Origin of the sequence: Thermoanaerobacterium xylanolyticum LX-11 (genome assembly GCF_000189775.2) — a bacterium.
Taxonomy (GTDB): Bacteria; Bacillota; Thermoanaerobacteria; order Thermoanaerobacterales; family Thermoanaerobacteraceae; genus Thermoanaerobacterium; species Thermoanaerobacterium thermosulfurigenes.
In genome coordinates this window covers 1,033,361-1,058,154 of record NC_015555.1, presented here as the reverse complement: position 1 = coordinate 1,058,154, position 24,794 = coordinate 1,033,361, and the positions used below count along the sequence as shown (strand labels likewise).

The 24,794-nt window shown below is 32.1% G+C and carries 13 protein-coding genes; 1 reads left to right on the top strand and 12 read right to left on the bottom strand.

Features of this window, described 5'->3' with window-relative positions:
* Positions 1-132: 132 nt before the first annotated feature.
* Positions 133-621, top strand: coding sequence for a ferritin-like domain-containing protein (locus tag THEXY_RS05090; RefSeq protein WP_013787763.1), 489 nt, complete (start codon positions 133-135; stop codon positions 619-621).
* A gap of 39 nt (positions 622-660) precedes the next feature.
* Here the strand turns inward: THEXY_RS05090 and THEXY_RS05085 are convergent, their stop codons facing one another.
* From THEXY_RS05085 to THEXY_RS05030, 12 genes are all read right to left on the bottom strand, one after another.
* Positions 661-2,457, bottom strand: coding sequence for a carbon starvation CstA family protein (locus THEXY_RS05085; RefSeq protein WP_013787762.1), 1,797 nt, complete (start codon positions 2,455-2,457; stop codon positions 661-663).
* A 138-nt stretch (positions 2,458-2,595) separates the two neighbouring features.
* Positions 2,596-3,363 (bottom strand): LytR/AlgR family response regulator transcription factor, encoded by a 768-nt coding sequence (locus THEXY_RS05080; protein WP_013787761.1) that lies wholly within the window; start codon positions 3,361-3,363, stop codon positions 2,596-2,598.
* A complete protein-coding gene (locus THEXY_RS05075; protein ID WP_013787760.1) occupies positions 3,335-5,029 on the bottom strand; it encodes a LytS/YhcK type 5TM receptor domain-containing protein in 1,695 nt (564 codons plus the stop codon). Before THEXY_RS05075 ends, THEXY_RS05080 begins: the two co-directional genes overlap by 29 nt.
* A gap of 61 nt (positions 5,030-5,090) precedes the next feature.
* On the bottom strand, positions 5,091-7,565 hold the full coding sequence (locus THEXY_RS05070) for a DUF2357 domain-containing protein (protein ID WP_230197646.1): 2,475 nt from the start codon (positions 7,563-7,565) through the stop codon (positions 5,091-5,093).
* Positions 7,531-9,186, bottom strand: a complete 1,656-nt coding sequence (locus THEXY_RS05065; protein WP_041592216.1) for an McrB family protein — start codon at positions 9,184-9,186, stop codon at positions 7,531-7,533. The genes THEXY_RS05070 and THEXY_RS05065 overlap by 35 nt, the downstream gene beginning before the upstream one ends.
* A gap of 37 nt (positions 9,187-9,223) precedes the next feature.
* The gene (locus THEXY_RS05060; protein WP_013787757.1) at positions 9,224-9,931 is read right to left on the bottom strand and encodes a hypothetical protein; all 708 of its coding nucleotides are present in this window, start codon (positions 9,929-9,931) and stop codon (positions 9,224-9,226) included.
* The gene (gene pglZ, locus THEXY_RS05055) at positions 9,912-11,852 is read right to left on the bottom strand and encodes a BREX-3 system phosphatase PglZ (RefSeq protein ID WP_013787756.1); all 1,941 of its coding nucleotides are present in this window, start codon (positions 11,850-11,852) and stop codon (positions 9,912-9,914) included. Before pglZ ends, THEXY_RS05060 begins: the two co-directional genes overlap by 20 nt.
* A 31-nt stretch (positions 11,853-11,883) precedes the next feature.
* Positions 11,884-14,574: a DEAD/DEAH box helicase gene (locus THEXY_RS05050; RefSeq protein ID WP_230197645.1), complete on the bottom strand. Its 2,691-nt coding sequence runs from the start codon at positions 14,572-14,574 to the stop codon at positions 11,884-11,886.
* Entirely contained in the window at positions 14,567-17,131 is a 2,565-nt protein-coding gene (locus tag THEXY_RS05045; protein WP_013787754.1) for a DNA methyltransferase, read from the bottom strand. The genes THEXY_RS05050 and THEXY_RS05045 overlap by 8 nt, the downstream gene beginning before the upstream one ends.
* A gap of 13 nt (positions 17,132-17,144) precedes the next feature.
* Positions 17,145-20,828 carry a DUF6079 family protein gene (locus tag THEXY_RS05040; protein WP_013787753.1) on the bottom strand — a complete coding sequence of 1,228 codons (3,684 nt, stop codon included), beginning with the start codon at positions 20,826-20,828 and terminating at the stop codon, positions 17,145-17,147.
* A gap of 26 nt (positions 20,829-20,854) precedes the next feature.
* Positions 20,855-21,325 carry a BREX-3 system P-loop-containing protein BrxF gene (brxF, locus tag THEXY_RS05035; protein WP_013787752.1) on the bottom strand — a complete coding sequence of 157 codons (471 nt, stop codon included), beginning with the start codon at positions 21,323-21,325 and terminating at the stop codon, positions 20,855-20,857.
* A 284-nt stretch (positions 21,326-21,609) separates the two neighbouring features.
* Complete coding sequence (locus tag THEXY_RS05030) at positions 21,610-24,792, bottom strand: DEAD/DEAH box helicase (RefSeq protein ID WP_013787751.1); 3,183 nt, start codon at positions 24,790-24,792, stop codon at positions 21,610-21,612.
* Between the last annotated feature and the right edge of the window lie 2 nt (positions 24,793-24,794).

The window sequence follows — 24,794 nt, the reverse complement described above, 5'->3', positions numbered from 1 at the left end:
GTTTGTATTATAAAATCAAATTATAAAGAATTTATAAAGAAATATTTTCATTTCCCTCTTTAATTAATTAGCAAATAATGTTATAATATTATTAGAAGAAAATTATTATTTGTTGATAACGGAGATGATTATATGAATCCTTTAGAGTATGCAATCAAAATGGAACTGGATGGTGCACAGTACTACAATAATCAAGCTGAATTGAATAAAGACAATGAACTTTACAATGTATTTAAAGAGATGGCAAAAGATGAAATGACACATGCAGAAATACTAAAAAACAAAATGAACGAAATTACATTTGAATTAAAAGATGATAGGAATTTAGAAAGGGCTAAAAATATATTTTTCAACGCAAAAGATTTTAAAAATAACATTAAAGATATACAGGGACAGATTGAAGGATACAGGCTAATTTTAGATAAAGAAAAAGAAAGCATAGATCTCTATAAAAAGTTTTTAAATGACACCAACGATGTAAAAGAAAGTGAAATCTTCAAATACCTTATAAAGCAGGAAGAAGAGCACTATAGTATAATCGAAGACATAATAACATTGTTGAATCACTCTTATGAATGGGTTGAATCCGCCGAATTTGGTGTAAGAAAAGAAGAATATTAATACATAAGGACAGGCTTTCACCTGTCCTTTTTATCGCTTTTAATTAGATGTTTCTAAATTTGCAGCTACATTTTGCAAATGCATTTCCCTGTATATCTTAATCCACTTTACCACACAGTCGATGCTGATAGCTACAGCTAATAGCAAAATTATTATTGAGAAAACTATTAAAACCGTATTGCCTGATGGCAGGTAGTTTGTCACAATATTTAGATATGCCGCCGTAACTGTCGTAACTATCATGAATGCAAAAGGCACTGCTGTTATGGCAACATACTTTGCCTTCCCTCTCTTTAAAAGCATCGTCGTCCCGATTGCTAATGCAATTGATGCCAAAAGCTGATTCGATGTACCAAATAAAGGCCATATTGTAGATATACTGCCATTGTACACCAAATAGCCCCACGCAGATGTAAATACAACGCTTGTGATTATGATACCTGGCCACCAATTCTTATTTTTTAATGGCTTGTAGATATATCCACCAGCTTCTTGCAAAACGTACCTTCCAATTCTTGTGCCTGCATCGACTGTCGTCAGTATAAACAAGGCTTCAAAAAGTATTGAGAAATGATACAAATATGACATCAATTCTTTAAAACCTGGTATCGATGAGAAAATGTAAGACATACCTACGCCTAAAGTAACTGCACCACCAGTCCTTCCTGCCAAAGTCTCTCTAACAGCTTTTGAAAGCGCTGAAAGATCAACAGTATTCATTCCAAGATGTGCAAAGATCTGTGGCGGTACATTTATGGCAAAATAGTCACCAGGATGCAAACTTGTAGCAGCAATAAGCGCCATTATAGATACAAATCCTTCTACAAGCATCGCGCCATATCCTATAGGCAAAATGTCTTTTTCACTTTTAATCATCTTAGGCGTTGTACCTGTAGCTATAAGAGAATGGAATCCAGAGAGTGCTCCACATGCAATAGTTATAAATACATACGGCCATACTTTACCGGGTATTATAGGGCCACCGCCATGGATGAATTTTGTGGTCAAAGGCATTCTTATCAATGGATTTACAAATATAACTCCAACAGCTAACAATGTTATAACGCCGATCTTCATATAAGTGCTTAAATAATCCCTTGGTGTCAAAAGCAGCCATACTGGCAAAACTGCAGCCACAAGTCCATAGACAGCTATGATAATCGTCATCTGATGTTGATTAAATGTAAGATATGGTGCCAATGCTGAATGCTGAATTGCAGGGCCAGATACAACTGATATAATCATTAGCGCCACACCGATTATGGTTGCTTCAGATACTTTGTTTGGTCTTATCCATCTCATGTAGATAGCCATAAATAATGCGATAGGTATCGTAGCACCTACAGTAAATGTACCCCATGAGCTATTGAAGAGAGAATTCACGACAACGATTGCAAGACCTGCAACGGTAATAAGCAAGATAAATATTACAGCCATTGTAGCAGCGAAGCCCGAAAATTTCCCTACTTCTGCTCTTGCAATCTCTGCCAGGGATTTACCTTCATGACGTACAGATGCAAACAAGATGACCATGTCATGCACTGCACCTGCCAAAACTGCACCTATCAATATCCAAAGTGCACCAGGCAAGTAACCAAATTGTGCAGCAAGAACCGGACCTACCAATGGACCTGCCCCTGCAATTGCTGCAAAATGATGTCCAAAAAGTACCCATTTATTTGTAGGTACATAGTCGTAACCATTTTCCAACTCATAAGCAGGGGTCTTTTTCGTTTCATCCAAAACTAAAACTTTTGATGCTATAAATGCGCCGTAAAAACGGTATGCTAATGCAAATATACATGCAGCAGCAATAACTAATACAATAGCACTCATAAATTAAGACCTCCTTATATTTTTGATTCTATAAGGAGTATAAGACAAATAGAAATAAAATTCATCGATTATTCCATGAAAGTAAACGATAAATGGATAAAAAGAAATATACGTTATCAAAAAGAAATGTTTACATTTCTAATTTCTGCTAAGGCCTAATATCATTTTAAGTTCTTTTATCTTATTTTTGCCGACAGAAATTTTAGTTTTTTTATCGTCATTCATTGTAAGCCAATAAGTCCCTTTAAACCACGGCAGTATCTCTACAACATTATTCAAATTAACTATGAAGCTTTTTTGCACTCTTAAGAATAATGACTCTTTAAGCCGATTTTCTAAATTCTTCATAGTATCATTGTATTCAAATATGTCGTTTTTGGTTTTTATTAAGACTTTACCTTCCATCGCTTCTGCATACACGATTTCATCAAAATCTATAAGCCTTATCCTGCCAAACTTCTCAACAGGCAACTTATTAAATTGCTTTTCAAAGAATTTCGCCTCGTTGTCTATATAGTTTTTCCATTGATCCGGTTTATCTATCATCCCGGCTATTTTATTGATGGTTTTACTTAATCTGCATGGATTTATGGGTTTTAAAAGATAGTCAACAGCACCAATCTCAAAAGCATCTACCGCATAGCTATCGTACGCTGTGACAAATATGACTAATGGCACCTTCTCAAGCGATGATATATTGCTTGCAACATTGATTCCATTTATCTTTGGTATGTCTATATCTAAAAAGACCACATCTGGCTTTAAACTTATGATCTTCTCAAATGCCTCTGTACCGTTTGTAGCTGTCCCTACGACTTCTAAAGTATTCTTATAATCTTCTAAAAGATGCTTTAATCCTTCTATTGCAGGAATTTCATCATCCACTATTAGAGACCTTAAAACCACCAAAAATTTCCTCCTTCCTTTCTTCATAAAATTTTGGAAAGTCAAACGAAACTTTTGTACCATGTCCTTTTTTGCTATCTATCTTAAAGGAAGCACCTTTATATATGCTTTTAACCCTTTCGTACACATTGTGAAGGCCTATACCTGCATTGTTTCCCGACTCACCGTTTAAAATCTTTAAACGCATCTGATTATCCATTCCCTCTCCGTCGTCTTCCACAGAAAACCTGATAAAATCCTTGTTGTTTTTGGCCTTTATTATTACTGTGCCACCATTGTCTTTTGGAAGAATGCCGTGTTTCACAGCATTTTCCACAATAGGCTGTATCAACAAAGCAGGGATGTACATGTTTAGAATATCACCATCAATATCCTTGACCACATTTATCTTTTCGCCAAAGCGAGCTTTTTCTATAAACAAATAGTCATCTATATTTTCGATTTCCTTGCCTACAGTTATCCATTTTCCAGCATGTCTTAGGTTGTTTCTTAAATATTCGCTCAATGTGATAAGAAGCCTACTGGCACCATCGGGATTGTACTGTATAAATGAAATGACAGTATTAAGCGCATTAAAGAGAAAATGCGGATTTATCTGTGATTGCAGTGCATTAAACTTCATCTCGTCGGCAATCCTTTTCTGGTTTTCTGCATCAGCGATTTCAAGCTGATTCGAAATCAAATTGCTTAGTCCTTTTGCAACTTCTATATCTGTGCTGTTTACAAACTTATTCTTTCGAAAAACTTTAAGTGTGCCAACTAATTCATCATAACAGTATAGAGGTGCTGTCACAGACGATAAAAGGCACAAACCTTTTTTGCTGTTTTCCACATAGACCTTTTTAAACCTAAATGCATTCACTTCAGACTTTTTAAATAGATGACAATTTTCATCCGCTTCATCTAATCCTACAGATGCCAAAATCGTCTTCATATCTGTTATGGCGACAGCATCTACATCAATCGCCTCATATATGATCTCGGAAACAATTTTTGCCGTATCACTATTTAGCCCATTTCTAATGTACGGTATTGTCTTAGACGTAATATCAAGGATTATCTTGGCTTGTCTTGACTGTATCGTGTCAATCTCATCAAATACTGATTTGATGATCAGCATAAACACAGCAATCCCAGTTGAATTGACCAATATCATAGGTATGCCAATCACCTTTACCAGTGATAGTGCACTGACAAAAGGTCTCGATATGGCAAGGATCAATACCATCTGCAATGTTTCACCAATTATGCCTGCTAAAAATGCTATTTTCCAATCAACCGTATTTTTATAGTATTTCTTTATGATGCCGCCTATAAGTCCTTCCGCCGTTGTCGATATTCCACACGCTAAAGCCGTAAATCCGCCTATTAAAAATCTGTGAAACCCAGCTATGAACCCCACAATAAGCCCGATAAAAGGTCCACCTAAAAGTCCTGCTATCATTGGTCCTACGACCCTTGAATTGGCAATAGCACCATTTATAGGAATACCTACATACGTTCCTATAATGCCTATTAAGCTGAATATGGCTATGAGTATCGAAAGATCCTTATAACTCACATTATTGCTTATAACCTTTTTAAAAAAGTTTGCCTTTGACAAGATAAAAGCCAAAAGTCCTATCATGCTGAATCTTTCGGCCAACAAAATAAGCAGATTTAACATAATTTCTGCCTCCAATTATAAAAGCAGTGTATAGTTTTACTGTTAGAAGTCTACTTACAAACTATTTAACATGACTTTTAATTCTTTTTATCGCAATATTAGGCTTTTTTCTAAAATCATCTACATTAATATTATCTACTAAAATCGAATTTTTGTAAACACGGTAAGAATCACCAGTGAAAGAAATATTAAGATCCTTAAATGCTATTCCTGTTACCATTGTATCGTCGTCTACATCATTTTTATCTATATCAACTTTTATCTTATCTAGCCTTTTAAGCTCAAGATACAATCTATAATCTTCTTTCGTCTTTATCAAAAGATCTGGAACAATATTGGCATTTTTTAAAAGGAATAGATTCGTATAAAAGCGACGACGCACTCTATATCTTGCCAAATCAATCTTTTTATCTAATTTTTCCCATTTATCAACCTTAAATCTGACATATAGTTCATCCGAATCCTTTGGTATCTCCTTAATCTCGCTTCTCTTTAATATTTCAAAGCTCTTTACTTTACCATAATACCTTATGCCTGCATCATCACCAAAGCCCTTTGCTTTTGTCTGAGCAATTGCTATATATTTTATATATTTAATTGAAGATCTAATTTCAGAATACGGTATATGGTAAAACTTATATTTGAGATTTACCTCCAACTGTTTATGGCTGCTTAAATTGCCAACTAAAACTTCTTTTTCATTGAATTCTATCTTCTCAATATACTCATACATCCCATGCTGCAATACTGTACTTTCAAATGCAGTTTCAGGCGAATCAGTAATTACCTCGTCTAGCAGATCTTCCACAAGATGTGTCGCATTTGGCAAAAAAGGAAGGCCTCCCACGCCTACTTTCTCGATGCTTTTATAAAATTGATGATTTTTATATTCATCCTCTTTTGAATAAGGAAAGAGAACAAATGCACCAAAAAAAGCCCTCTCAAAATTGTGATTATCCTTGTTCTCATACACGATTGCATCTCTGTACCTGTGCATTGTATTTATATCATCCTCTTCAGGGCCAGGTGTAAAATACTTTTTTAAGTAGTCATTGTCATAGCATATCCTGTACTTTGCATCAAATATATAATTGTATTTGACATTAGAACCCTTTTTCTCCAGAGACAAGGCATTATCAGGTTTTTGGGCTACTGTCGCAGTATCACCATACTTATTATTGTAAGCCAAAAAATACCTTTCGCCATTTCTAGGATTCTGATATTCTACTTTTGCCTTATCTCCCATCTTTATCTTTACAGATAAGCCACTTTTATCAAACTTTATGATGTCCTGCCTTACAAGATTGTACTTATGCCTAAGTATCGAATTAAGCTTTATAAAGCACCAGTACTCGTACAGAAGCGCCATATTCTTGGTAGAAATCTTGATAAAGCCCTCTCTCATCATGAGACCCTTCAATAACATGATGTAGTATTTGTAAACCTCTCTATACCCTGCTGCCATGTTTAGAACAAGCGACAATGAATTCATTGTGTATATGTCTCCAACATCTTTTAAAAACGTAGTAGAAATATGTTTATCAAGCTTTGTAATCATCATATCTATCTTATCTACTATATCCCTATCCACAATTGCAGTGCCATTGTCACTCTTGCCTATATACCGCTTTTTAAGCATTCTAAGCCTGTTTATCACAGACTTTATCATGTACTTTATAAGCCTGTTTTCAAATGTATCAAATGTCACAGTATTTTTTAAAGACAGCGCTTTTTCAACAGCAATCACGTCACCTGAAGCTTTTACATACTGCTGATGCCTGTTTATCCACTTTATACATTCATTGTCTACTCTCTTAACCTTGTAGTTGTTCTCAACAACCCTCTCTTTTGCCAATACGTGATGCGGCATTTTCAATACTATCCCGATTGCACGATCAAGTCTATCAAATATAAGATTTATTATGGCAAAAAACTCTGTAAGGGTATTGCCAACAGTGTCATTAAGTCCGGTCAATAAATAAGTCTTTTTATAAAAGTCAAAAATCAAATTATAAAGCTCATCATTTATATCCTTTAAAATCGCATTATAATCATTTAGATAATCTATCTTTGAAGGGTAAACTTCTATCTCCACTCTCAGGTACTCTTTGCCATCAACTTTGATTATCAAATCAGATAAGCCGATGTCATTGGTGAAATTGACAACACCTGTTAAGATTTTTTTCGCATGACCTACAGGACTGACTTTATTTCTTATATTGATATTATCGTGATAAAACTCAATATCGCACTCTGATATCTTCTCTATTACTATTTCATAATTCTGTTGCTCAAAAAATAAAGGGTCGATTTCACTAGACAATTGTATGGCCTCTCCCAACTCCTGCGAATAAACTTCTGCCACATATTCATCTCTGCATGATATCTTTACACTTGATTTTACGCCTTTATTTATATCAAGCTTCATCATATCGGGATCTTTAAGAGACCCCTTTATAGTGAAGTAAAACTTAGGAGTCCATATGTATAGAAGTTCTATATCAGAGCCAGTAAGATGTGAAACCATCTTCCTCATATCTCCTTGTCATAAACGCTATCTTCTCACATGATTTTCTGTACTTCGCATTGGCTATTTCTTCAAACATCTTCTCACTTACATCGCTGTCGTAGTCAAACCTATTCTCAAGGTTGCCTGAACATATCTTAAAAAGCTCTATAAGTATTTTCTTTATGCTTATGCTGCTGCCATTTATCCTAGGCAATATCTTTTGAAGTATCTCATAGTCCATGGCATCATCGAAATCCATCAAACCATGCATGGAATTGTATATAGTGTAAAAGCATATCTCATCTCTAACCCTGTATCCAAAGCGGTAATATCCCAATACAACGTTTATGTTTTTCAATATGGATATTGTATCATCTACGATATCATCATATCCAGCACAGTCTTTCAGCATAAGAAAATCGCTTCTTAAAAAAGCATTGTTTAATGTCTTTGGCGATACCTCTTCTACGTCTTCAAAGGCATAGTCAAGGTCCACATCGGACAATTCTATTACATTTGCCCTGTCTAAAACCTTCTTGCTAAATGGAAATGTAGTCTCATCCATATTTACTGTACCTATAAAATACAGATTATCAGGTATGTATATATCACCGTATTCGCTAAAAGAATCCTTATCTAAGAGCTCTCTATTTAAAAGTCTGTCTGTGACAATAGTTTTATTAACTTTATTTCGCGATTCTATGATGGACAAGACATCGCTGAAGTAGTACTCTACTCTTGCAAGGTTCATCTCATCCAAGACAAAGAAATACGGCTTTTGAGGATTTTCCATCGCATCTTTTACAAAAGTAGTAAGAACTCCAGGATGAAATCTGCCATTTAGATCCTTATACCCCAATAAGTCTGTAGAGTCAGACCAGTCAGGCCTAACAGGCACAAGCTTAAAGCGGCCATTTTCCGCAGTCGCACCAATGGCTTCAGCAAAAAGCCTTGCCAGCTTGCTTTTGCCTGTCCCTGATATACCTGCCAATATTAAAAAAGGCTTCGTCTTCAAAGACAGGTAGTAGTTTTCAATCAGATTATCATCATATAAAAATCCACTGCTTCTTATGTAGTTTTTAATGTTTGTAATTTCATCTTTGATGGTGTTATAAGTATTTTCCATATCTTCCTTTACCTCAATATCTTCAATTATATCGGAACCTTTTTTTGAAAAGTATGATCTTGGCTCCTTTTCAAAAACATACATTGGGTTTACTTGATTTCCAAAATTTATTCTCTCAGTTCTATCATGCTGATATAAATTTTCTCTTTCAAATGAATCATCATCTATTTTAGTAATTTCTCTTAATTCTATTCCTCCAACACACTTATTTATATCTGATCTATAATATTCAGGAATGAATTCTATATATTGTCCATTCCTCATTTCATCTCTATCCCAAAATCTGCTTATTAAGCCAATACCTCTAATATGTCCTTGATTATAAAAAAATGCCTTTATCTCAATACCATTTTGAATTTGATCATTTATCGTTTTAATTTTATCTCTGCCTATACCTGGACTATTTTCATTTGGCTTTATTATGCCCCAAATTACTTTTCCCTTTTTCTTAATTACATTTATATGCTCTTCAATTGTATCAACACTGTACAATGAATCATTGTATTTTAAAACGACATGCATTGCTTCCAAAATAAATCACCTTCAAATATCATAATTATCATGCAAAAGTGATAAGTAAATTGTTATTTACTTTATATAAATTTAATGAATCCGAATTATGTATATCTATAGTCTCTATAGATAATCTAAATGGAAAAGAAGGATTTAATTTATTTACTTCATAAAAATTTACATAATCTTTTTTAAATGATCTCATATAACATTCTATAAAAAATAACTCTATGTCAACATTGTCTATGGCAATCATGTTTGCCTTTTGGCATATTCCTGGCTTTTTCTTTTCAAGAACTTTCCATTGTACCATTGAATATATAATTCTAGGAACAGCATATTTTACTGTGCTCCTCTCACCCCATTTATCATATATCCTATTTAAAACAGTTTTAATTGCAAAATCATCTTGCAAATATAATAATTTACCTATCGTGTCAATAATATCGCAAAATATAGGAAAAGCAAGCATCATCATTGACCAATTAATTAATAATCTCTCATTTTCATTTGCATCATTGTATAACTTTATTGCCTTATCTCTCAAGTTGGAAAATTCATCAGGCATTGAAACCCACGTACTTGTCAGTATATTTACACATTTTTTTCTATTATCATCAGAAATAACTTTGTCCTTTAAATAATCATTTAATTCTTGTTTAATAATCTTTATATCAAATTCTTTATTATAAATTTCTACCGTTTTATTAAGCCACTCAATTTCTATCATTCTATCAAAGCCCACTTTTTGCATTATGTTCTTCCTTTCTTACGTGAATAAATGGCACAATTACTTCCTCAATAGATGCTCCACCATGTGTTATAATTCTTCTATCATTATCTACAAATGCATTATTTCCATTAGAGAGTATAAAACTGTAATCATCAGGCAATCCAAAACCTGTCCATACGAATGCGTTATTGTTATTGAGCGCTTTATCATAATTTAAACCGCGTTCGTAAACTCTCACTCTTTCACCAGCTATTTCAACAATACTGCCTTCATTCAGCCGTCCATTTCCAACAGAATATATGTTCCCATGATCGGATGTTATAAAAATTTCATATCCGTTTTTTGCTAAACTATCGAGAAATAAATTAAAATCACTATTTTTAAGCCATAATTTTAAATCTTGGTATAGTCCCTCTACAGACAGTATTTGTCTATGAATCAACTTATCAACAATATCCACCACAAAGCCTAAAATTTTCGCCTTACGATTATTTATTATATCATTTAATCTGCTATCTTTAAAATCTATTACACTTCGCATATAAAAAACATTGTCCAAATAAAAACCTTGGTTCATCCAAAATCTTTTCCATTGCCTTTCTTCATAATTGGTCGTCATCAGTGTATCTTTAAAATACACAGGTATTTCACCCGAAAAAATCGATTGCCTTGATATTGATGTCAAGGTCGGTATCCACGCAAACAACGTAGTTGACTCTATTTGCCAATATCTTTTTTCTTTCAGATAATCTTTAATAATATGCCAATCATCAAGAGACATTCCATCAAAAACTAAAAGCGCTACTTTATCAAAACCATCTTTTTTCATCTTATAATTTATATACCATGGCACATGATGAAGCATAACTGGTCCATTAACATAAGATGCCGAAGAAAGATAACTATATTCATTAGTAAGCCATTTTCTAAATCTATCTTCTATTTCTTTTTGAACGTCTTGGAATTCATGGTTAGAGCAATCTCCACTATAAAAAATATACAATGATTCTCCCCAAAGCTCAGAAATATTTTGCCAATCTCTATACGATTTTGCCTTATCAATCTTTTCTTTTACGCTTGACAAAATATTTTCTAATTCTCTCTTTCTTCTTAAATTTTCATCATAAATTATACCAGCATGTGTCCATTTTGGCAGTGCATCAATATTATCTATCACCACAGGATCAATATATTTTTCATAAAATAGGTTGTCAATATATACTTTTATATCATTATTACCAAAATTAATTGCCGCATTTGAAGTCTTATTTAATAAATCATTTAAATATGTCTTCCATTCATTACCTAAATATGCAAAAAAATTATCTTTCGTATAAAATACCTCTTTATTTTTTATCTTTTTAAAATAATCTTTGCTATTAAGCCTTTCTATGAAATAGTCAAAGATAATCTCAGGCAACTCTATTCCCTTGTAATAAATACTAACAAAGGTTTTAATTAAATCAATATAATTATTAATAACCTCAGGAACAATTCCGTATATATTTTTTAAGATATATTCTTTAGTTTCAGCTTCACTTAATTGCTTGCCTGTGTAATATGAATAAATCGAATAAAGTTTTTCAAGTATGTCCGGATGCATCTCTTTTAAAACAGTATAATTTAATTTCGGGAATAGTTCGGTTAATGTAATTGCAATATTAGAAGAAGACATTTTTATATCATACGGTATTGTAATCTTACCGTCATATCTAATTAATAATTTCACACCACTTTTCAATTTCCCACTTGGAGCGATCTTAAATTTACTTTCAAAATAATATCTAAAAAGATCTGGATCTTTAAAATCGTAGATATCATACCCATTTTCCTTTAGCGTGCTAATTATATCACTATTTGATAAAATATTGTCTTCATCAAATACCAAGATTACATTGTTATCACACCTATTCAATTTGCTAACTATATAATTTATCATCATAAACATGCATCCCTTTGTCAGTAAAGATTTCTTACAACAATTCAATAATAAATAAAGGATTCAAAACCGGCAATATTTTTTCATAATCTCTCATTTTTTGATTTAATTCATTTTCTTCTTTTTCTATCTCTTTAAGCCTATACCTTTTAACAGCATCTAAACCAATTCTTTCTGCTGCCTCTCTTCTTAATTTTAATGCATATTTATACCTATTCAAGTCTTTTTCAAATTTTTCAAAGTATGATTTTTTAAGTTCTTCAAATTTATCAAAAGCTATATTTTTAGCCTTTTCAAATATCATATTGTAATTTTCTTCTGAAAGATCTTCAAATCTCTCAAAAATTATTGAAACATCATCTTTCAAGAATATGTCCCATAGCATATTTGCTGATGCAATCCGCAAGACGCCACTTTTATTTATAAATAACGGAAATATCCTTTTAAAACTGTTATTATATCCATTGATCCCTACTTCCCATAGTGACCAGTATCCATTTTCATTTGGAACACCATCAATTGATACAACAGGTATTTTCCCATCATATATATATTGAGGTATATTTTTAACCATATCCTCCAAATCTTTATTGTTTAATGATAAAAAGTCGTCATCTATAAGCATGGTAATATTATCACCATCAGAAAGCTTTTTATTAATATACATCTGCTTTAACCAATGCTTTATCGGTGTATTATTGATTTTTTCAATCATTTCTATATTTAATTCTTTTTCGTCTTTTAAAATGCCCTTTATATTGTTTATCTTTTCAGCATTTTCTTTTATCTTAATTTCGACTTCACTGACTCTAAAATCAATATCATCTGGGTTTTCTATGCTTTTCATATACAAATCAGTAAAGTCCATCTCTGACTGTACAGAATCCAATATGTCCTGCATTTTGTCTACGCCAAATTGTTCAAATATTATCTTAAGCTTTTCTTCCAAAACCTGTCTTACTCTGAATTCTATCGTATCAGATAAAACATAATTTATTACCACTACATCTCTCTTTTGCCCTATCCTGTCAATTCTTCCAATGCGCTGTTCGATTTTCATCGGATTCCAAGGCAGATCATAATTTATCATTATATTGCAAAACTGAAGATTAAGACCTTCACCGCCTGCATCTGTAGACACAAGTATATCGGCACTTTTCTTGAATTCGTCTATTGCATTGTTTCTTTCTTCGATCGACATTGTACCATTCAAAATAGCAACAGAATATCCTTTTTCTTGTAGAAATTTTCGCAAGAATTCCTGCGTTGCAATAAATTCTGTAAATATAATGACTTTAGGTTTTTCACTGTGCTCCATCTGCAATAAATCAAGATCTTCTAATAGTGTTTCTGCTTTTACATCAATATATTGGCTTTCTGCACGTTCTGCTAAATGCAACAAATCCTCTACTTCCCTCTGCTCTTTTTTTATGTCTTGATATTTAATTTTTATAAGTTCATCTAGAGCTTCCTGTGCGTCATATTCATAAAAGTCATCTTCATCAAAATTATTACTGCTTGTTCCGCTGTTTTTTAGAATCTCAATTCTTCTCTCTAAATTCTCTTTAATTGCGTGTGTGCTGCTTGTAACTAATCTCTGCATTAAAACCATCAGAAAACCTATGTAGTTTTTCTTCTCTCTCCTTGCCAAATTATATCCCTTTGATACATACTCTGTCACTTTTTCATATAGTTCTTTCTGCAAGCTATGCCTTGCACTCCATGATATATTTTTAGTCTTCGTGATTCTGTTTTTAAAAAGTGGATTGCCTTCAGAGTCTAATGCTTCCCTCTTTTCAGTTCTCACTATGTAAGGTGCCACTTGTTCCCTTACAATAGCATTTTCATCTGGAAATGCCTTTTTATCAAGCAATCTTATTAACCTCAAAAAAGAATCTGTCTTTCCTTGGTGCGGTGTTGCAGTAAGCAATAAAAGATATGGGCTTGCATCGGCTAAAACTTTGCCTAATTTATATCGAGCCACATCAGACGTTGATCCTGCTATCCTGTGGGCTTCATCCACAATAATTATATCCCAACCTGCATTAGTTAAATCCTCAATTCTTTCTTTATTGTATTTCTCTATATCTTCTTCTGTCCACCTTTGTCTCTTTTCCAATGGCTTTACAGAATCAATTGATGTAATAACCTGATCAAATCTCCTCCAAACATTGCCATCGCCGTATAGCCTTTTAATAGCGCCAAAATCTTGTGGCAATAGTATATTAAAATTTTCATCAAATTTATTTTTCATTTCATCATGCCACTGATTTATAAGTCCCTTTGGACTAATAATTAGTATTCTTTTTATAAATCCTCTTGCTTTAAGTTCTTTGATTATAAGACCTGCTTCTATCGTCTTTCCTAATCCCACTTCATCTGCAAGTAAATACCTTACTTTACTATCTGATAAAACACGGTTTAATGCATATATTTGATGAGGAAGTGGAATGATACTGCCGCCTATTGGCGACAGTATCCCATTTAACAATTCATTAAATACTCTAGAAGATATAATGATATACTTAAAATAATGTATATCAAAATCGTCTCTTTGTGAGTAATGTCTAAGTACCTCATCAGATACTAAGCGAAGACTTTTATCGATAGGATCATAGACACAATATGTTTTATACCCCCATAGTTCATTTGAAGAAACTATTTGTACGTATCTACCTTTCTCACAATCAAAAACCCACTGGCCTATACTGTACAACTTAAACACCTAACCTTGTTTGTGCATTATCATAGTACATCAGCAATGTCTGGTCTTCCTGCAAAAATGATTCAGGCAGCCTTTCGCCAACATTTACAATAGTATCATAATCCTTATTTCTCCAGCATTCCTTAAAGCCTACTCTTATAGCTTCGGACCTAAATGTCTTAAGCTTTCCTTTAGAATTTTTATACTCTTCAAAATCCTTCAAGAGTTTTTTCTCCCTTAATTTCTCCATGTCTGACTGTCTATTGACATCTGGCACATACCATCTGCCATCATCATCTTTCAAAAAATTTTCTTGAAGTATGTCTATAAGCTCTGGTATGTTTTCATGCTTTCCCTGATGAAGCTCTTCTAAAAACAATGGCTGTAGTTCTTGATATGTCATAGGCTTATTTAAAAGCTTATATTTTAGCCACTGTATTGCCATCTTTTCATCTTTTATGATGAATGAAAGCTGATCATTTAGCTCAAGCTTTGCTCGCTTTGAGTCATAAACCGCTGCTTGGTCCGGTAGAAAGTACATTCCGTCTCTTTCTATGTACCTTTTCTTCAGTCCAGCATAAAAGTCAGATGATCCCATCGGTATAGATGCGCCATTCTGTATGTGAAAAGCAATCATGCTGTCATAAAGCAGATAATCACGCCTCTCATCTACGATATCAAGCCTGTCACCAACTTCTATTGTAATAGGAAGCTTCTCAAGGTGCTGGCTTACAAAATCCCACACACCTTCTTCTGTGCCAGCCTCTTTTAAAAACCTCTTTACAAAGCCTTCTTTTGGCTTATATGCCGATATAACAAGATCCTGCTTTACAGCAGTCGTTGTCGTAACTTGCTTGAAAGAGCCTTGTTTTTTGTCAAGCGTCCTAACATTAGCTATGACAAAGCCTGCTTTCAATATGGCTTCCTGTATGGCATTCCAAACAGCATTTTTTGAGTTATGAAACTCTACAGTCATCCATCTGCCTGGCTTTAATATCCTGTACATCTCTGAAAAGCACTTCTCCATCAACTCTTGATACTCATGAAGCCCCTTCTTCTGCGTTTTATTAATTATAGCCTCTGTCTTATTGTTTGTAAAAACTTTAAGCCATGATTCCCATAAAAAATTCAGCTCGCTGTACATAAGATTATCTCCAAATGGAGGATCTGTAAATATATAGTCAACAGAGTTAGGTTTAATTAATGTATTTATTGTAGAACCTAAATACAAGCAAATATTATTTGGATTAAATTTTTTTATATTATCTAATGGTTTTAATATCCCCTTAGCGCCCCATAATTTTCTTTTTAGATACTCAATTAAATTTAGCTCTTTTATTAATGATGGTACATATAATGTTCCTGATACATTTCCCGTTCTTTCACCATATCTAGACATTTTAGTTGCCATAATAACTATTGCAGTAAAGATGAATTTAGATATATGTAAAAACAAACTTCTTGAACTTTTAATCCTATCATATATTGCACTTAAAACACATAGATTTCTCTTTGTGTAAAAATGATGCACATGTGTTATACCAATTCTATCATTTCTCCTTGATTCTTCTCCATCCAGCATCCTATCTGTCGGATACCAGTATGATATATCCATCTCTTCGATCTTTTCTATAAGCTCCATATCAAATTCATCAGGTTTCTTTTCATATCTCTTATTGTCTACTGTATAATTTATCAAGACAGGAACTTGTTTTACTTGATTTATCACTTTATCCAACGCCTTATCGTATACAGTTTTCCATGCTTTATCGAGATTTTTCTTGTTTACAGCAGCACCGCAGTGTGGACACTTAAACTCATCCATCACTTTGCCATCTTCTTTATTAACTGCAATATCCCAAAAAACTATCTCATCACTGCAGTTCGGACAGACAAAAACATCCGACCACACTGTGTAGTTTATCCTTCCTTTTATGACACTTCCATCTATGTACTTCTGAGGTACGCCATCAATAGTGTGAATCGTCTCATACATCCAGCTGCACTCTTTTTCCACTTCATCAAGGATTCTTTTTGCTTCTTTTTCGAATTCTTCAGTATCAACAGGCGTATTGTAATTGTATGCGATAAATGTTGCAGCAGGCGATAGATCGCCAAGTATCGCCCTTCTCGCACCCCACTCTACTTTTTTGCCTTCTTTTTCAAACTCTTTTTCCACTTTAAACTTAAATTCTGGATCTGGATTGCCGCACATTTGTGCAGCAACACCTGTCATGCCGGTTCCGCAAAATCCATCAAAGACGATATCGCCTGGCTTTGTATAATGAAGTATATACCTCATTATGGCTTTGTGAGGTACTTTTGTGTGATACGAATGAGCATTGTATATAGGGTCGTTTTTCCCTTCTGATACGTCTGCAGCATATGGTTCGCATTTGTAATCATCAGTTTCCTCATCATACGGCTTACCATACTTCTCTATAAAATCATTTATGAAAAGATTGGGACATGCCGTATAGTGCGGCGGATCGGAAAGCTCAATTATATCCTCATCACTTCCTATCGGAAATCCATCTATATTTCGTACACTGTCCAGCATTTCCTTTGTTAGCTTCACGTCAATTCCTCCATCATTTTATTATAATTCTTACTTTATCTTTTTCTTTGCCTTGTACCTTGTTTTCTATAAATTTCATAAAGTTGTTTTTAAAATCGTCCAATGTGACATGACCATTGCCTGTTATAAAAGTAATAAACTCTTTAGAATCTATTTCTACTTTATCAAGTCCTTTTAAAAGGTCTTTTATAGACGATAGAAATAAATTGTCTATATTTTCCGGGAACGATCTTCTTACAATAAACTCATTAATACACTTCTGTTGATCATCATTTAAATACCCTATATTAATTTTTACAAAAGGATCTTCAATATTTTCAAGCAATTTTTCTTCCCATTTTTTATAAATCTCATCAATTTTATTTTCTATCTCATCCAACTTTCCATATACCAATAACTCATTTTTATCACCGTACCTATACTTGCAATGTATGCACTGGACTTCTGTTTCTAAATCTTGTTGTGTCAAACTAAAGCATGAATGGATTTTGCCAAGCTCTTCTTCTATTGCAGTCAATTCTGAACCACTAAGTATATCAATTGATTTTAGCTTTCTTAAGTTATAAAGCTTGCTGCTGTTTAATATTTTCTTTTTATGCTCATCTCCTTTGTAGTCCAGCCTGTGCTTTCTATGCTCTTCAAAGTATATATCGATATACTCTTTTTTAATGTTTATCAGCTCATTAATTACATCGTTTTTAGCCGCATTCAGATCAACATTATCGATATTTTTAATCGTATCTTCTATTTTTTGCTTAACATCTTCCACTTTTTTAATCCAATCATTATTATCTGTTAATACCAAACAAGCTTTAGATATGTATACTACGTAAGCATCAATGCTATTAACAAAATTCAATATTTTTTGAATTCTATTTATCATCTTCAACGCAGCAAATTCTCTCTCAATCTCTTCTTTAGAATACCTAAAATTCCTCAATTTTCCTGGCGTATTAAACCTCTTAAGAGTATTTAAAAATGATATAAAACCGTTCAATTCATCTTTGTATGACTTTTTCTCAGCATCATTAAATAGCAGCTTATCCCAAATCGTCTTACCGCTAGTAACGTACTGAATTGTTGAATGAGCTTCACTAATTAATTCATCAAATTTTTTATTCATCTCTTTTATTGCTTCTACCTGCTTTTCCGGATTTGAAATAGTTCCTGTCGGCAAACCGATAATCTCCATAAGTCTTTTTAAAGTATTAATCGGAATCCCCTTTGGTCTATCACAAAAAGAAAAGTTGACAATATCATTTGGAGCTAACTTCGCCAAATCAGATAGCATAGTAGCATCGTATTTCTTATTGTTTATAGTAATTGCAATTTCTCCATTATACACTAAAGTACAAAGTATGAGAGCTACCCATTCTCCGTCCAATCTAAACTCTTTATCGACTTCAACTTCATTTTCCAAGACGAAAATATCGTCGTGGTTTAATACTTTGCCTTCAGGCAAGCTATTCACCATATCCTGAAAATACTTAGCATATCTTGAATTTTCAACTGTTATATTTCCATCATTGTCGATTAAATCAAATGTCTGAAGTATTTTTGCTCCATGCTCAGACTTTTGCCCTGCAATGTAATTAAGCCCGTATTTAAACATTGCTTCTCTATTATCTCTAGTTATAGTAACTTTAAACTTCGGATAATCTGGATATTTATCAGCAAAGTACAGTGACAAACAAGATGAAGCAACAAAATCTATGTAATCTTTTATCGTCTCGTCTTCTCTTTTTGTGCCCTTTGCAATGTCTAAAATTCTCTTTGTAACTCCATTATATGAAACGCTAAAGCAATTTCCAACATTTGTCTTTATCCATTTAACTATTTCCTTCATAAAGCCATCAGCTTTGTTGTCATAAATAGCCTTGCCATCATTTGCTGAACTATCGTATAAAATCATCGATGCAGAATAAGACTTTAACAAGCTTTCCAGCTTTTCATCGTAATTAGTAAATTCAAAAAACACCTCATCTTTTTTCCCATTTTCAATGTACTTTCTATTATTTTTTGAATATAGATTTAAAAAGTATATGTAAAAATCTCTCGGTGGTTGTGCTGTTGATCTCTCATCTGGAGACCCCATAAAGAGATACCCATCTCTCTCAATATTTTTATCAAGCCATTTTAAGCTGTATTCCCAAATTTTAAAATTTGCCCTATATTCTTTCGCATTCCAATCAAGAACCTTTATCAATATTCCAAAGTAATAGCGATTTAAAGTGTCATCGTCTAGTTTTTCAGCTTTCTCTTGTATGATAACATCATAGTCTATACCGACTCGAACCATATCAATGTAATACTGCTGATTATCTTGATTGTAGGATATAAACTGACCATTGACAGTTCGTATTATGTCTTTCATTATGGTCTCTATTGTTGTCCTTAAGAAATCTTCTTCAAACTCTGGGATCCTTATAAATAAGCATAAATCATCTTTTATGTTATCAACTGTTATTCCAATTGGTGTTCGTATGTCACCTGTAGCCAACCTATATACACTTAATGCGTTTATAATCTTTATTGCACTATCTTTGTATTGTGGCCTTGGAAAAGAGCGCAAAATTGCTCCTTCTATTACATTGCTTTTATCGATAACATCTTTTATATCTGGATTCGTCCTCATAGACATATTGTCTTTTATAAAATCCCAATACTCATCATAAGATATGATTCCAGGCATATCCTCTGGTACTTCTTCATCAATTATATTTTTTATAAGATTCGTGATGGTCTTTAAAACTTCTCTTTTTTCAGCTATATAAATTTTTTCAAATACTTCAATAAAAGCTGGATGTATAGGAAACAAGTCTACAAATTCATTCATTCTCTCTGCCATATTTTTATATAGACTTGAAAATTTTTCAAGATGGCTTCTGATGTATGCTTTTTGCTTTTCATCTTTTTTTAAAATTCTCTCTGACACGACATAGGATATATCTTCTCTTTTTATGATTATTTGTTCAAATCTATCTTTTACTTTTAATATCGTCCTTGCCACAAATTGAAAGCCAGGATTGTCAAACAATGATTCTTGCACGCCAGACATAAATCTAATCTTTGTTGATTTGCTTATTTCTCCAATTTCCCTTAAAAAGGCTAAATCTTTAATAAGCTCTTGTTCTTTTCTTGTTTTTAAGAAGTCAAAAAGCTCATCAACTACAATAAGGTAGCCTTTGCCTGGATACTTCTCTTCAAATAGAGCCATCATTTCCATGAACGAGTCTTTGTTATTTGCCACTTTATTCATGGGCGGAAAATTGTACTCAATTCCCAGCTGATGAATATTTTCTTCAACTTTAGACAAAACTATATCCCTCAATGGCATGTCTGTAGAACCAATATCAAACCTTAAAACTTTAAATTTTCCAGCTATCCTCTTCATGCCATCTTTAAACTTGTCATTTGTTACAAATTTTAGCAATTTTTCATTTTCGGCAATTGATGATATGACAGACATTAAGTGGGACTTACCTGTGCCATAATTACCAACGATAAAAAGCCCCTTATTGTCAATTGTTTCATCAAATTGCAGCTGTAAAATACATATATTAACAATATTTTCTGCCATATTATCAGACATCACATATGATTTAACAAGAGAAGCCGCTTTTTCTTCATCATCAGCATCTTTCAAATTAATTATCGTCTCAATTGGATCGTAATATACAAGATCACCGTATCTCACATTGAATCCTCCCTCTAATTTAATTTCTATATGCAGTTGCTGCATACCATTATGAAATCAAGATCATCATTTTTATATCTTCTATATTCTGGATGTGAAGGCTCTGCATACGTCAACACACCATCTGTATAATTGCCTGTCCAGATTGCTATAATCTTTCTGTACCTACTCACACTTTTCAGTAACCGCAATGGATCAACCTTTAAATGTGGCTCAAATAAGATCTCTATGTTGTTTAACACAATCACGTCTGTCTTATAGTCATTAAGTAATTTTTTAAAATATTCATCAACATATATCCAGCGTTCAGATATAGGAACGCTAATCAACTTTTCTGATAATCTAAGATTTACATTCAAAACATCATATGCATACTTATTAGATATTTTCTCTACAGCTTCTGCCTTATCATCTAATTGAGTCAAAACTATTATCAATTTATGATATTCATTTGACAAAATAGCCAATGCGTCTCTAATATTCTCACATAGTAACATAATCATCCCCTTTTCTACCTATAAGTTATATAATTCTATATAAATCTGCAATTTCCTTCAATTATTTTAAAGTTTTTGATAAACTCTTTAAATCAAAACTTAAATAAATTGTATATGCTAATATAAAAGTGGTTCTGTGCTAACGAAAAAGTGATCCACTTTTCACAAAAAAATCTGTAAAATTTATTATACAAGATAAATTTTACAGAAGGTTGAAAAGTGTAATTATTGATGTAAATTTATACCAAATAAATAGAAAAATGTGGCAAAACTACTAAGCCACATTAATCACATATCTCTTTAGGTAATATTCCTAAAAAATAGTTTTCTATCAAATCCCAAAATTCTTCATTGCTAAAATTTCCATCAAAAAGATAAGTAAGCATTTTTACAGATATTTTATGTCTTTCTCCTATTATTTCCAACAATCTATTTTTATATCTATAAGGCTTTTCTATTATTTCCTTCAAGGTTTTCGTTTGGTTTACATAAATATAAATTTGACTGTTTTTTCCACCTAATGATTTAAATGTTAATAAATCTAAGGATTCAATTAAGCCTAAAATAAGCATTACTTCTTTAATGTTGCCATTTTCTATATCGTCAACAATATACATTCTTCCATTTTCAGCATTGTTAATAATATAATCAAATATTCTATTTACCCATTTGAAATATTCTGTAACACCGCTCATAAATCTATATTTAATTTCTCCAGTCTTCAATGGTTTAACTGTATAAATTCTACTATGTATATTTTTATTATAATCTCTTTGAAAAATAGACATGGAAGAAATAATAGTTTCAATTATGCTTTTTGCTTTATACTCATTATCGCCAGTCTTTGCTATCAACAAATCAACCAAACCATCTTTGCCATCTATGTTATAAAATTTCGAATCTCTTACAGCATTAAAAATAATATCTTTTATGGTATTCATAATTTTGTCATATGTATTTAAATAGTTAAAGTCTTTAAAGTGTATTTCAACACACAATGCTGGATACATTTCATTCTTATATTCAAAATTTAGCTCTTTATCTTTTGAATAAAGCATATATTTAAATTTAGGAAACGAATATTTTTCGTAAAAATTTTCTTCCCATATTTTTTTCAAATTGACAGAGCATATACCAGGATAACCATCTTCTATATGCAAAACATCACCATATCTCTTAATCATGTCCTTTTGAATTTGGGCTTCTATCTTAAAATATCCTATTTCGAATAATGGTATAGGTCTAACGCTAAAAGGCGAAAAAGCAAATCTTCTTTCAAAATCCTTTTGTATCAATAGCATTGCTGTTTTTACTTTGTTTATCCCGTCTTCTTCATCAGAAAACGAATTTTCAAATATATGCTGAAAAGATTCTGCATCTATAAGCATGGCATTCCTTTTTTTTGTCAATTTTTTATTTGAATTGTTTCTTATATTTTCTAAATACAGTTCATACACTTTTTTTATAATATTAATTAGCTGATACTCTTTTACAGTTGATAACCCATGCAATTTATTTATATGCTTAAAATCATTTTTCATAAAATTGTAATATGCTTCTCCTATCAATTCAGGCTTTCGCGCAGCTCTACCTATTTCTTGTACATAATCACATACATTGCCCGTTGGTGCAAAATGAGCAATTATATCAATATCGTCAATATCAATCCCCATACCAAATGCTTTTGTTGCTAACATTATAGGAGTCTTATTCTCTTTAAATTTAATATAATTCTCCTTCTTTTCGTATGAAGTAAGCCTGCCATGATATTTTGTAATATATTTCCCAAGATCATTGACTATGCAATACTCGTAAAATCTGTTTATTAACGCTATCGTTGGAAAATAGATAAGCATTTTTTGACCCAATATCATTGTTTTATTTATTTTTTGTATAAGCTTATCAAATTTGTTTAATTCATATTCATCTTTCTGTGTAATTGTAATTTCAGATTTCTCTATATTTATTTTTATATCATTCCTTTTAACATAACCTAGATATGTGATTGGATCTATCATTTTAAGACTTTGTATTGTCTCACTATACATATCTTCAACTCCACCATAAATAGCGGTTGCAGTAAATGTTGCTATTACAAAATTATGTTTACCATTTTTGCGTTGGTACTTTTTTATTCTATCTAAATGATCTCCTAAATACCAATAATCAGGTCTAAATTGCTTACCCCATGTCGTAACTATGTGAGCCTCATCGATTACTAACAAGCCCAATTGGCGATCTCCTATTATCTGCTCTAAATCACTTTTGCTTAAAAGCGATTCTGGAGACAGATATAGTATATGGCATTTTTTATCAGCTATTTCATTCAATATTGCTTGCCGCTCTACTGGCGATATGTCTGAATTTATAGTTCTTGCATATTTATAATTTTTCTTGTCTAAATTATATACCTGATCATTCATAAGGCCAATTAATGGTGAAATAACTATAGTAAAAAGTTCATAATTTTCTGCTAAATAAATTGCAGGAATCTGAAACATAGCAGATTTTCCTGAGCCAGTAGGTGCAGTTACAAAAATATCTCTGTAATTTTCCCCTCTATAACACTTCTCAACTTCTTCAACTATTCTTTCAATTATTTCACCTTGAGATACATTTTTTACAACTTTTTCTTTGTTGTATAATCTATCAATATCATACATCTTAATTTCTCTAAAAGCATCTTTTCCCCAATATTTTTTTAATATTTCATAAAAACCTCTTCTAATCGTTATTTGACTTTCTTTATCTATAATGTATCCTATTTTTATATTTATATGGTTTTTATATAAATTCTTTAAAATCTGTAATTTATCCGAATATAGATTATAATTGTTATATCTATCCCACAATATATATATATCATTTACTTTTTCTTCATTTATTTCATTCAAAAACGCTATATAGCTTTCTTCTGCATCTAATTTATAACATTTATCTGCGGATGTAATAATTTCTCTATCAATTTTATCATTTGACTTTGTAAATACAGGATATCTTACTTCTTTTTCATCTGATATTATATTATTATATACCACATAATATTTACCATTGATATTTTTAAAATTACTATATATTGCTGTATAATCCGATAAATTGTTGATTTCCTCATCTGATTCATTATCATCATCAAAGTTAATCAGTAAAAGGGTTTTTATGTTTTCAGGAATAACAACGTATAAAGGGAAATAATTTATATAAATATTGTTTTCAAGAATCACAACTCTCTTAAACGTATCTAATACAAACGCATATAGCATAATATATTCTTCGTAAGTAATTACGCGTCTTTCATTTAATAAATTAATAAAATACTTTGTTTTATTATTTTTTAAAACGGTATCAATACTTATTGATATATCACTATCATATAACTTTATGTCAAATCCTTTTAAAACTACAATGGTTTCATCATCTTTTAAATGGCTTTGTATTATTTCATTAATATAATTTTTTAAATTTATCAATT